Annotated in this window: 10 protein-coding genes; 2 read left to right on the top strand and 8 right to left on the bottom strand. The window is 32.8% G+C overall.

The genetic code is table 11. The annotated features are described in order from the left end of the window. Window positions 1–25: 25 nt before the first annotated feature. Window positions 26–2,011 (bottom strand): excinuclease ABC subunit UvrB, encoded by a 1,986-nt coding sequence (gene uvrB, locus ACYSNV_RS05075; RefSeq protein ID WP_461761484.1) that lies wholly within the window; start codon window positions 2,009–2,011, stop codon window positions 26–28. A 97-nt stretch (window positions 2,012–2,108) separates the two neighbouring features. After that, window positions 2,109–3,350: an OmpA family protein gene (locus ACYSNV_RS05070; RefSeq protein ID WP_461761483.1), complete on the bottom strand. Its 1,242-nt coding sequence runs from the start codon at window positions 3,348–3,350 to the stop codon at window positions 2,109–2,111. Window positions 3,351–3,512: 162 nt separating this feature from the next. On the opposite strand from ACYSNV_RS05070, the gene ACYSNV_RS05065 reads away from it, so the two are divergent. Beyond that, window positions 3,513–3,932: an NUDIX domain-containing protein gene (locus tag ACYSNV_RS05065; RefSeq protein ID WP_461761482.1), complete on the top strand. Its 420-nt coding sequence runs from the start codon at window positions 3,513–3,515 to the stop codon at window positions 3,930–3,932. A gap of 24 nt (window positions 3,933–3,956) precedes the next feature. Here the strand turns inward: ACYSNV_RS05065 and ACYSNV_RS05060 are convergent, their stop codons facing one another. Further along, window positions 3,957–4,247, bottom strand: a complete 291-nt coding sequence (locus ACYSNV_RS05060) for a DUF3817 domain-containing protein (RefSeq protein WP_461761481.1) — start codon at window positions 4,245–4,247, stop codon at window positions 3,957–3,959. A 112-nt stretch (window positions 4,248–4,359) separates the two neighbouring features. Then, window positions 4,360–4,728: a hypothetical protein gene (locus ACYSNV_RS05055; RefSeq protein WP_461761480.1), complete on the bottom strand. Its 369-nt coding sequence runs from the start codon at window positions 4,726–4,728 to the stop codon at window positions 4,360–4,362. 434 nt (window positions 4,729–5,162) lie between these two features. On the opposite strand from ACYSNV_RS05055, the gene ACYSNV_RS05050 reads away from it, so the two are divergent. Further along, on the top strand, window positions 5,163–6,041 hold the full coding sequence (locus ACYSNV_RS05050) for an EamA/RhaT family transporter (protein WP_461761479.1): 879 nt from the start codon (window positions 5,163–5,165) through the stop codon (window positions 6,039–6,041). Between the two features lie 579 nt (window positions 6,042–6,620). Here ACYSNV_RS05050 and acs read toward each other — a convergent pair. The 4 genes from acs to yidC form a co-directional block, all read right to left on the bottom strand. After that, window positions 6,621–8,528 (bottom strand): acetate--CoA ligase, encoded by a 1,908-nt coding sequence (gene acs / locus ACYSNV_RS05045; protein ID WP_461761478.1) that lies wholly within the window; start codon window positions 8,526–8,528, stop codon window positions 6,621–6,623. Between the two features lie 135 nt (window positions 8,529–8,663). Beyond that, window positions 8,664–9,602 carry an NAD(P)H-dependent flavin oxidoreductase gene (locus tag ACYSNV_RS05040; protein ID WP_461761477.1) on the bottom strand — a complete coding sequence of 313 codons (939 nt, stop codon included), beginning with the start codon at window positions 9,600–9,602 and terminating at the stop codon, window positions 8,664–8,666. 18 nt (window positions 9,603–9,620) lie between these two features. Next, window positions 9,621–10,832: a tRNA 2-thiouridine(34) synthase MnmA gene (mnmA, locus tag ACYSNV_RS05035; protein ID WP_461761476.1), complete on the bottom strand. Its 1,212-nt coding sequence runs from the start codon at window positions 10,830–10,832 to the stop codon at window positions 9,621–9,623. Window positions 10,833–11,174: 342 nt separating this feature from the next. Beyond that, a complete protein-coding gene (yidC, locus tag ACYSNV_RS05030; protein ID WP_461761475.1) occupies window positions 11,175–13,076 on the bottom strand; it encodes a membrane protein insertase YidC in 1,902 nt (633 codons plus the stop codon). Between the last annotated feature and the right edge of the window lie 18 nt (window positions 13,077–13,094).

Here is a 13,094-nt window from a genome sequence, read left to right as displayed (position 1 = left end):
ATTTATGTAAAGGTAAATAAAAAAACTAAAGTTTATCTTTTAATAATTTAATTTCATCACGTAAACGCGCAGCATTAATAAAGTCTAATTCTTTAGCCGCCGTTTCCATTTCTTTTCTCTTTTGACGAATCAATTTTTCAATATCTACTTTTGATAAAAGTCTAATCTCTTGCTCGGTGGTTTTTTGGACCTCTTGCTTGACTAGCTCATCATAAGACGGTTTTAACAAATCGCTTTTTATTGCCTTATTAATAGCAGTGGGAGTAATGTTATGTTTTTTATTATAAGCCATTTGCTTGTCCCTGCGATAGTTTGTCTCATCGATGGTCTTTTGCATACTGGCTGTAATTTTATCTCCATACATAATTGCCATCCCATTTACGTTTCTTGCAGCACGCCCCACCGTTTGAGTAAGCGAGCGATGACTTCTTAAAAAACCTTCCTTATCTGCATCTAAAATAGCAACTAATGAAACCTCAGGTAAATCTAATCCCTCTCGAAGTAAATTCACACCGATTAAAACATCAAACAATCCTTTTCTTAAATCTTGCATTATTTCAACACGTTCTAATGTGTCTATATCAGAGTGTACATACCTACAACGAATACCAACCTTGGTAAAGTATTTTGCCAACTCCTCGGCCATACGCTTGGTAAGTGTAGTTACTAGTATCCTTTGATCTAATTCAACGCGAGAATGAATCTCTTCAATTAAGTTATCAATTTGATTCTCTGTGGGTCTCACCTCGATAATAGGGTCAAGTAATCCAGTGGGTCTAATTAATTGTTCAACGTAAACCCCTTCTGATTTTTCCAACTCGTAATCCGCAGGGGTAGCCGAGACAAATAAAACTTGGTTTTGCATCATCTCGAACTCTTCAAATTTAAGAGGCCTATTATCTAAAGCTGCTGGGAGTCTAAAACCGTACTCTACTAAATTTTCCTTTCTTGATCGATCTCCGCCATACATTGCATGTACCTGAGAGATGGTAACATGGGATTCGTCGACAATCATCAAATAATCATCAGGAAAATAGTCCAATAAACAAAAGGGACGGCTACCAGCATCTCGACCATCTAAATAACGTGAATAGTTTTCAATCCCAGAACAATAACCCAACTCACGAATCATCTCCAAATCAAAATTAGTGCGTTCCTCCAAACGCTTAGCCTCTAGATGTTTACCAATTTCTTTAAAGTAATCCACTTGCTTAACTAAGTCTTGTTGAATCTCCCATATGGCTTTTTGTAAAACATCAGGAGAGGTAACAAACATATTTGCAGGATAAATGTTTAATTGCGTATATTTTTCAATAACCGCTGAAGTACTCACATCAAAGACTTCAATATCTTCAATTTCGTCTCCAAAGAAATGAATGCGGAAAGGATTATCGGCATAACTAGGAAATATTTCAATAATATCACCTTTGATACGGAATGTACCTGGTGTGAAATCCGCCTCGGTACGTGCATATAAGCTCTGTACTAAGCGATGTAATACTTTTGTACGACTTATTTGTTGATCTAATTCTAAAGAAATTACATTTTTCTGGAATTCAGTAGGGTTTCCAATACCATATAAACAAGATACCGAAGCTACAACTAACACATCACGTCTACCCGAGAGTAGAGCAGAGGTAGTACTAAGTCGCATTTTTTCTAATTCCTCATTAATAGAAAGATCTTTCTCTATATACTGCCCAGTAACAGGTATAAAGGCCTCGGGCTGATAATAATCATAATAAGAAACGAAATATTCAACGGCATTATCTGGAAAGAAATTTTTAAACTCCGTGTATAATTGTGCAGCTAGAGTTTTGTTATGAGCCAACACAATAGTAGGGCGTTGAACCTGTTGAATAACATTGGCTGCTGTAAAAGTTTTTCCTGAACCAGTTACACCTACAAGAGTTTGATACTTTTCACCATCAATGATTCCTTGACTTAGTTTCTTTATAGCCGTTGGCTGATCCCCCGTAGGTTTATAATCTGATTTTATTTTAAATTTCATAACATTACTTAAGTAGGAGCAAAGTTAGTTATTATAAAACAAAAAAGCGCAAGAATAAAATCTTGCGCTTAATTTATTTAAGTATTGTATTTTACAATTATTTAATTGTGAACACAACTTTTCTTGCGATCTTACGAGCTTGAGCTGAAGATTTGTTAACTTGGTTATCAATTCCTTCACCAACAGCAGTAATTCTTGAAGCATCAATTCCTGAGTTAACTAAGATTTGTTTAACTGCTTCAGCACGTCTAGTTGATAATTTATCGTTGTAAGCTTTGTTTCCAATAGCGTCAGCATAACCTTGAACATCAACTTTAGCTGATGGGTTATTTTTAAGATAAGTTACAATGAAGTTAATTCCTTCAACTGTACTTGGCTCAGCTTTATCGAAATCGAAGTAAGCAGCAACGTATCCTTTGTTGATTAATTCTTTGATCATTTGAGCATCATCACCTTGGATGTTGTTTCCTAAATCTCCGTATTTATCTTCGATAAATCTTTCGATGTTATCTGCAATACCATTGTTATTTAAATCAATGTTACGTCCTCTAGAATCCACTAAAGCACCAGCTGGTGTATTAGGCTCTAAATCTAAGTAATCTGGCACACCATCTCCGTCAGAATCAACTAACATGTTTTCAATGTTAGATACTCTGTTGTTTAATGCTAAGATTTCTTCGTTCTCTCTAGCAGAATCAGAATACCAGTCAGCATGCTGGTAATATTTTCCTAAATAAATAGAAACTCCTACTGTAGCATTGAACATAGTTCCTTGGAAAGTAGATCTGTGTGTCGCAGACATACCATCCCAGTTTTGATTTTGTTGAACGTTTTGAATAACTGTAAAGTCAGCATTTAATGCAATTCTTTGAAGAACTTTAATTTGTCCTGTTAACCCAGCCATTACATGACCCATGTTATCTGTACCACTAAAGTTGTTTCCATTTAACCAAGAGTATCCTCCCCCTGCGTGAGCTTGAACGTTAATTGTGTTAGTCCAGTTCTCGAAGTTTAAGATACGTCCTAAGTTTACAACCCCTTCTAAACTTGTTCTGTAGTACTCTGTGTGCGCGTTAGTAGCATTATTAGTCCATTTTTTAAGGTTATCATAACCAAATGAAGCTTTAATACCAAATTTGTTATTTAAGCTATAACGAACTCCACCGTCTAAGTGTAAGTTTTTGAAAGTTTCAGCAGAGTGACCTGATGTAACTGTTCTAGCTGGTTTTGCAAAACCACCATTTAAGTCAATTGACCATCTGTTATAGTTTTTTTCTTGAGCCACAGCAGACCCAACTACTAACAAAGATGCCAATAAAGGTAATGTTAATTTTTTCATAGTTGTAATTTTAATTTCCACTAACTGATAATTAATATTGTTTTTTTACTAATCGCTTTATAAGGCAAATATAATGTAAAGTTTTTAAAAATATGTAAATTTGAAATAAAATATATAAAAATCTCTTTATTTATCTAAATAAACAAACCTTAAACCATATCTATGACTAGAAAATCTAACATTTTTATTACTGTTGATGCAGTAATTATAAAAAAAAAGCAAAATATTAGAGTTTTATTAATAAAAAGAAAAAATGATCCTTTTAAAGATTTTTGGGCCTTACCAGGTGGGTTTGTGGACCAAAATGAGGATTTAGAGCATGCAGCTGCTAGAGAATTGTTAGAGGAAACACAAATAAAATGCGAAAATCTGCAACAAATCGGAGCATACGGAAAAGAAAACAGAGATCCTAGAGCTCATATTGTTAGCATCGCATATCTTGGTATTGTTGATTCTGATATACAAGGAAAGGCCAGTGATGATGCAAAACAATTAGGGTGGTTTACGTTAGATAATTTACCCGATTTGGCTTTTGATCATAAGCAAATCATAGAGGATGGAATAAAAAAAGCTTCTCTATAATAGAGAAGCTTTTATATTATATTTTTACTTTAACGCAGGGTGATTCTTTAATAATTTTGCTTCCATAACAAAAGTTCCAAACGGTAGCAAAGAGGCTATTAAGACTAAAACATAGGTTTTAAAACTCCATTTTTCATCAGGTTTTAATACTGTGGCCAGAACCACATAGGCTATAAATAGTAATCCATGAGCCCATCCCACGTATTTTACAGTCAAAGGGGACTCTAATACATATTTTAAAGGCATTCCAACAAATAGGAGCAGTAGAAGGGAGATACCCTCTAAAGTAGCTATTAATTTAAATAATTTAATCATTTTTAGTCTCGTTTATTTTTTGGTCTAAAATACTATAAATATGTTATATATAATAAAGGAGCGTTATTTTTGGTAAAATAACGCTCCTTTATTAGTATGATTAAACAGACAACTAAAAAGCTTGTAATTTAGTATTATATTCTCTTAGATCTGCTAAATTATGTTTGTTATTAATATCTTTAAAAAGTGATATTAAATATTGAAGACTCTCTAAATCATTGTCTGAAGTGGAGCTTTGCTCAATAGTTTGTTCATTTTCTTCGATTGGCTCATCCGTAGGGATCGCAATTAAAAAAGCATTATTATTTTCTAGGTGCTCATAAGTTAATCGAATTGCTTTAACCAAAACTGGTTTTTCTTCTAAAAGAGCAAATTCTCTTAATTTTTTTAGATTAGCAACGATGTTATCTACAACAAGACCATCTGAAATTAAATCAGACTGAATCTGTTTTATTAGTTTTAATGCATTAGCGTTTTCCACAGTATAAATCTTTTAATAAAAAATCATTTCGGCAAAAGTAAACTTTTTCTTTATTATTCTAGTCTTTAAAGAGTACTTTTTTATCAAATAAATAAAATTTAAAATTTTGCTGCATAGAATCAGAACATTAAAACAAGATTAAATAATTAAGCTACTATTGAATCATAATGTATATTATGTAAAATAGGATTTTTTAAATCCCCTAACTTACTTTACTTTGTATGTTTATCTACTTTTAAAATGAATTTGCTAGTTTAAAGAGATTTTTGCTTTTGGTCTATTTGAAAACTTATTTTTTATAAAAGCAAATATGGTAATTTCTGCGCTACTAAATTTGCTTTGAAATTACCTGTAATTAAATATTAAAAAAGTAAAACACTTTTATGGCATAAGAATTCTTAGTAATATTGGGCTTGTTAAATAAATCGATTTTTATGTTATACTTATTTCTAAGTATTTTAGGTAGTGTTTTAGTTGGTGTTCTGTTTAAGTATTCCAAAGGATTATCAACAAATATTTTTTTAATGGTCCTTTTAAATTATATAATAACAACTAGTCTGTCCTATTTTATCTTCCATGTTGATTTGACAGCTATCCCAGGAGATTTACCTGTAATCACAATTGGTTTATTGGCCTTATTAATGCCTTCCTTATTTTTAGCACAGTACTATTCTGTTTTGTATGCCGGTATAATTCGCACCGATATTGCACAGCGAATGAGTTTATTTATTCCCATTGTTGCGGCAGTTTTTCTTTTCAAGGAACAGATCTCTCCCATAAGATATCTTGCCCTGGGCATTGGACTTATTTCCGTTTATTTAATTTTAAATCGATCTTATTTACCAAAATCTCAAAACACAACATTAAATAATAACTCTATTTACTTTCCAGTCATTGTCTTTATAGGCTTTGGACTTATTGATATTCTTTTTAAACAACTAGCCCTTTATAGTACTATACCATATACAAGTAGTTTATTTTATGTTTTTGCTAGCGCTTTTATTCTAGGACTACTCTATTTTGTTATTTTATTGATATTTGGTAAAAAACAAATCCTCCAAATAAACAAACAAACAATCTTATTTGGAATTGCCTTAGGGGTTTTAAATTTTATCAACATAGTTTTTTATATGAAAGCACACCAAGTTTTTTCCAGTAATCCAACAACAGTTTTTGCAGGCATGAACTTTGGCGTTATTATATTGGGAACACTCATCGGGTATTTTCTTTTTAAAGAAAAACTATCAAAAATTAATCTCATCGGAGTTCTTTTCTCTATCTTGGCCATTGCCATATTACTGTTACTTTCTTAATTCAATAGATTTTAGATTTTTTTAAATTGCTTTTCAATTAGCTTTAGCAAAGCTACTTAGTATACTTAAAAATAAAAGGCTATTTTAACTATTTATCTTTGTTTGTGTATGTTAGAAAGATTTACACTCACCCAATAATATCTTTTTTATCCATTCTATAGAATTATCTATTTCTTTATCTATTAAATACAAATCATTCTAGGATAAAAATAAGCCTACTCTACCCTACTTAATCGCAGGCGCAAAATAAATTAGTTATATAAAAATTAAAGACCCCTTAATTAAAGTATCTGTGGTTTAATTACCCCCTAGTTGGATTTTAAATAATCACCTAAATATATTTATATTTATTAATTTTACATAATATACATTATATTATTAAGAATAATTGATAAAATTAACAATTTTACACTTTATAATTAACTATTCAGGATTAATATACATCTATTACTATATTGTATTAACTAATAACAATAAAGGCCAACACATCTGTTAGCCTTTTTTATTGTATTTAGATCTATTTTCTATCTTGGCAAATCTAATTTTAGGTAAGCCAGGGGTTTATCAGTTTTTAAATAATTATATTTTATTTTTTACAATCACTTCAATTACTTCTGGGTTTATTAAGGTAGAAACATCTCCAAATTCTTTTTGTTCACCTTGAGCAATTGAACGCAAAATACGTCTCATTATCTTACCTGACCTTGTTTTAGGTAGGCTTTCTACAAACTGAATTTTGTCAAGTTTAGCAATTGGACCTATATGACTAGATACTTGATTGTTGATTTCTTTTTTCAGGTTTTCTCTATCACGATACTCACCTTCCATCTTTAAGGTAATAAAACCATAAAGACCGTTTCCTTTTAATTCATGAGGATACCCTACAACGGCCGATTCGGCCACTGCCGGATGTTCATTTATAGCATCCTCAATAGGTGCGCTACCTAAATTATGCCCCGATACAATAACCACATCATCTGCGCGACCCGTAATACGATAATACCCTACTTCATCTCTTAAAGCCCCATCCCCTGTAAAATACATTCCTGGGAATTGTGAGAAGTAAGTTTCTTGATATCTTTTATGATCTCCCCAAATGGTTCTTGCCATCGATGGCCAAGGAAATTTCACACATAAAGCTCCATCTACCTGATTATCATTAATCTCATTTCTTTTTTCATCCATCAAAACCGTTTGAATCCCCGGTAAAGGAAGCGTTGCATAAGTAGGCTTTGTCGGTGTTAAAAAAGCTAAAGGAGAAATTAAAATACTACCTGTTTCGGTTTGCCACCATGTATCAACCACCGGACACCTTTTTTTGCCAACATGATCATTATACCAGTGCCAAGCCTCCTCATTTATAGGTTCTCCCACTGATCCTATTACACGTAAACTCGATAAATCATGTGAATTTACATAACTATAATCTTCGGTCATCAAGGAACGAATTGCAGTGGGTGCAGTATAGAATTGGGTAACTTTATACTTATCAATAATATCCCAAAAACGACTAGCATTAGGATAGGTAGGAACCCCCTCGAACATTACCGTGGTAGCTCCATTTAATAAAGGACCGTACAAAATGTAAGAATGGCCAGTAATCCAACCACAATCAGCCGTACACCAAAATATATCATCCTCTTTATAATCAAAAACATTTTTAAATGAATATGCGGTTTGTACCATATATCCAGCTGTTGTGTGCACCATACCCTTAGGCATTCCCGTTGAGCCAGATGTATATAAAATAAACAACGGGTCTTCCGCATCCATTACAGCTGCAACATTATTATCGGAAGCGTTTTCCAGCAATTCGTCTAACCATAGGTCACGCCCTTGTAGAAAATTCACTTTTTCATTTGTTCTTTTAACCACAAGTACTTTCTCAACTTGGGGACAAGACTCTAAAGCTTGATCCACAATAGTTTTTAAATCAATTGTTTTACTCCCCCTATAACTTCCATCACTTGTAATTATAATCTTACTTTGACAATCATTTACTCGTTTGGAAATTGCTGAGGAAGAAAAGCCTGCAAAAATAACACTGTGCACAGCTCCAATCCTAGCACAGGCTAGCATACTTATGGCAAGTTCTGGAATCATTGGTAAATAAATACAAACTCGATCCCCTTTTTTAACCCCTTGTTCTTTCAAAACATTTGCCATTTTTGCTACTCTTTGATAAAGATCGGAGTAGGTAATAATCTGGTGCTGTTCTTTAGGATCATTAGGTTCAAATATAATAGCGGGTTTATCACCTTTTTTTGCCAAATGCCTATCGATACAGTTTTTTACAATATTTAGTTTTGCATTTACAAACCACTGATACTTCGAATTCTCTACATCAAATTCAAACACTTTATCCCAAACTTGGTACCAAACAAAGTTCTCTTCTGCTATTTTACCCCAGAATTTTCTAGGTTCACGCACAGACTTTTTGTAATGCTTAAAGTACTGTTCAAGATTTTCTATTTTATAATAACTCATATTTTAGGGCTTTTTTTTCTAGATTGATTTTTTTGGGTTTCTAAATATAGTATAATCACTGTAAAATACAAAAAAGTCACTCTATTAATTTCATAAAAATAATAGAGTGACTTTTATATATATTAAAATCAAGTTTTACATGGAAAGAACTTGTTTTTTTGCTAATTCAAATTCTTGTACTATTTCCTTAATAATATTCTCAACTGAATCTATTTTATCAATTAAAGAAGAAATTTGCCCAATTTCTAACTCTCCTTGATTTAAATCACCTTCAAACATTCCTCGTTTTGCTCTAGCTCTTCCCAGGTATTCTTTTAATTGTTCTACACTAGGAGCTGTTTCATATAACTCTTGTAAGCCTTTATAAAAATCATTTTTGATAAGCCTTACTGGTGCCAGTTCTTTTAGACTCAAACTAGTATCACCCTCATTTAAAGTGGTAACTAATTCTTTAAAATCAGCATGAGCACTACTCTCTTTTGAAGCAACAAAGCGAGTTCCCATTTGAACTCCCTGTGCTCCCAAAACCATAGCGGCCAGCATTGTCTTTCCTGTTGCAATTCCACCGGCAGCAATTAAGGGAATTGATATTTGACGAGCTACATTCGGAATTAAAGTTAAGGTGGTAGTCTCCTCTCTCCCGTTATGCCCACCAGCCTCGAAACCTTCCGCTACAACTGCATCAACGCCAGCTTCTTGAGCCTTTAATGCAAATTTTGCAGAGCTAACAACATGTACAACCGTAATACCATGCTCCTTTAAAAAAGAAGTCCAAGTCTTAGGATTACCCGCAGAGGTAAAAACAATCTTAACCCCTTCTTGTACAATAATATCCATTATCTGCTCGATATTAGGATAGAGCATTGGAATATTAACTCCGAAAGGCTTGTTTGTTGCGGATTTACATTTTCGGATGTGTTCTTGCAAAACATCTGGATACATGGACCCAGCTCCTATTAATCCTAGTCCGCCAGCATTACTAACTGCACTTGCTAACTTATATCCACTATTCCAAATCATTCCTCCTTGAATAATTGGATATTGGATACCAAAAAGTTCCGTAATTCGATTCATAAAATAAATGTTGGTTAATTATACTTTGCTAATTACGCCAGACCCTATTAATTGATCCTCTAAATGCCAGGAAACAAACTGTCCTTCTGTTATTGCAGATTGAGGGTTTTCAAATTCAACAAAAACACCATTTTCAACTTTATGTAGAGTTGCCTGTTGTAAAGGTTGACGATATCTTATACGTGCTAATATAGACATTGTTTGGCCTTCTTGCAAAGCTAAATCTTCTCTAATCCAATGTATTTCTGATTCTTTTACAAATAAGACCTTATGAAATAATCCTGGATGAGAATTACCTTGCCCCGTATAAATGATATTTTCCTTTACATCAGTAGCAATTACAAATAGTGGCTCTACGGTTCCACCTACATTTAACCCTTTTCTTTGTCCAATAGTAAAGAAATGCGCTCCGTAATGTTCACCTACTTTCTTACCCATCTGCGGACTTAGTTGGTAGGCTTTTGCTTGAGCTAACAGCTTTTGTTGTTTTGGTAAAGAATCAAGATCTTCTGGCAAATTAAAGCTTACTGCATTTGCGGGTATTTCATATATTAAACCATTTTTAGGTTTTAATTGTTGTTGTAAAAACTCTGGTAAACGAACCTTCCCAATAAAGCAAAGTCCCTGAGAGTCTTTCTTATCCGCGGTTATTAAGTTCATTTTGGCTGCAATCTCTCTTACTTCTGGTTTTAAAAGCTCTCCAATTGGAAATAGAGCTTTTGCCAATTGTTGCTGCGATAATTGACATAAGAAATAAGATTGATCCTTATTGGAGTCTACACCTGCCATTAATTTATAAACCGTTTGTGGTTGCCCATTGTCATCCAAAATAGTTTCTTCTGCTTTACGACAATAATGTCCTGTAGCTACATAATCGGCGCCAAGACTCAATGCAATTTTCATAAAGACATCAAATTTAATTTCTCGATTACATAACACATCAGGATTAGGAGTACGTCCATTCTCATATTCATTAAACATATAATCTACAATGCGCTCCTTATATTGTTCACTTAAATCTACAGTCTGAAAAGGTATACCTAATTTCTCGGCAACCATCAATGCATCATTACTATCTTCTAGCCAAGGACATTCATTAGAAATAGTCACTGAGTCGTCGTGCCAATTTTTCATAAATAATCCTATAACTTCATATCCTTGTTCTTTCAGTAAATAAGCGGCAACACTTGAGTCTACCCCTCCTGAAAGTCCTACTACTACTCTTTTCATAAATATTTTAATACTAAAATAAAAAGCAAAAATACAATAATTAAAAACCCTAGCATAAAATTTTGATAAAGCTTTAACCACTTGATAGTTTTCAAGAAAAATTTCTAAAAAAACTATATTGTTTTTTCTCCACCTCTAAGGCAACATTAAATGCTACTTTGTTGAGTAATCTATTTTATCCTCCATACATCGGAGCACTTAGTAAATTAACCTATAAAGCGCTATTTGCCAGTTTTTTCCTCAGGTTATTAAACTTTACCAGGTATAATAAAAAAGCTCCTTTAAAAGAATAACTTTTAAAGGAGCTCAGGGTATTAATGATTTTATTTTTTAAGGCTAAAATTACTTTTTACCTTGTTCTTTTAGTTTTTGTTGCTCTTGAGCTTGTTCCATCATCTCTTGCATTTTACGCTGAAATCTACCTTTAGGGCGTTTCTTAGTTTTATTCTCTTCAATAATGGCTTTAATTTTATCTTCTTTTACGATATGATTTTTGATCACATACATAATACCTATTGTAATAGAGTTAGATACAAAATAGTACAAACTCAATCCTGAGGCATAATTATTAAAGAAAAATAACATCATCACTGGTGAGATATAAATCATGATCTTCATTAATTTACCCATATCTGGCATCCCTTCTTGTTGAGGAGCAGACATTTGTTGATCTCCGGTTGTCATTCTCATATAAAAGAAAATAGCAATAGAGGCCAAAATAGGGAATAAACTCACGTGGTTTCCATAAAATGGAATATTAAATGGTAAAGATAAAACCGAATCGTAAGATGAAAGGTCATCTGCCCATAAGAAACTTTTTTGACGTAAAGCAAAAACTGATGGGAAGAATTGAAATAATGAATAGAAAATAGGAATTTGTAATAAAGCTGGAATACATCCTGCCATTGGATTTACCCCTGCTTTAGAATACAAGTTCATAGTCTCTTGCTGCTTCTTCATCGGGTCATTCTTAAATTTCTCATTAAGTTCGGTGATTTCCGGACGTATTGCTTTCATTTTAGCTTGAGAAACATAACTCTTGTAAGTAAGTGGCGATATAATAAGTCTAACAAAAATAGTTAGTACAATGATCGCTATTCCGTAAGAAGGAATAAAAGAAGTTAAAATTCCAAATACAGGTATAAATAAAAAGCGGTTTAACCAACCAAATATTCCCCATCCTAAAGGAATTATATTGTCTAGATTCTCACCATAAGATCTTAAGATTTTATAATCCGAAGGTCCAAAGTAAAAACTCATATCGTAACTCAACTCTCCATTTGAATAAGCCAAAGGAACCTGAGCATTAAACTCCTTTAAAAAAGTAGTATCACTTGCTTCATCTTTTGCTAAATTTACAGAAGAAAGATTAGCATCGCTGAAGTTCTTATCTGTAATTAAAATAGATGTGAAAAAATGTTGTTTAAATGCAATATAACTAACATCCTTAACTGTTTTATTTTCCTTACTTCCAGCTGCTCCTAAATCATTATCCTTACCATTCTCATACTCGTAGTAAAGGTTGGTGTAGCGATTCTCATAAGAGATACTTTTTTCATTTCTATACGCACTTAAACTCCAATCTAATTTTGGTGTTTTATTTAAGTCAACTATTTTACTTAAACCAACACTTCGAATAGAGAAGTCTATCATGTAGTTATCAGGTTTTAAAACATAACGATACTCAAGGTATTGTGTTTCAGAGGCCTTTAAACGCATCGATAAGACTTGGTTCTCTCCTTCTTTAGTTAACTCTGGAGTAAAGTATAAATCTTGTGTATTAAATACTCTATTATCACTTGTATAAAGTTCTAAATTCAAATTAGAATTATGATCTTTAATAAGTTCTACTAGCTCTCCTGAATTTTTACTAAAACGCTCGAAGTTGTTTACCGTTACATTTGATAAATATCCTCCTTTGTTTGAAACCTGTAAAGTAAGTAACTCACTTTTTAGCTCTGTATTTACATCCTGTGCAGATGGTAACAAAGCACTATAGGCGAATGAACCTAAACTAGCACGTAAGGCTTCACTAGCTAATGAATCGTTTTCAGCACCAATTGCAATGGTCTGTTCGATGGATTTAGCCTGCGAATCTTTCACAATTTCTTTTTGTGCTAATTCAGCGTCTTTTTTCATAGCTTCTTGCTCATTGTTCATGTTGTTAAGCATCAACCATATAAGCAAACCGGCAATAATAATAAAGCCTACAATACTGTTACGATCTAATTTTTTTTCTTCCATTACTTAATTTGTAATTGA

The sequence above is a fragment of the Myroides sp. LJL119 genome (genome assembly GCF_054871605.1).
This window is presented reverse-complemented; position numbering and strand designations above follow the sequence as displayed.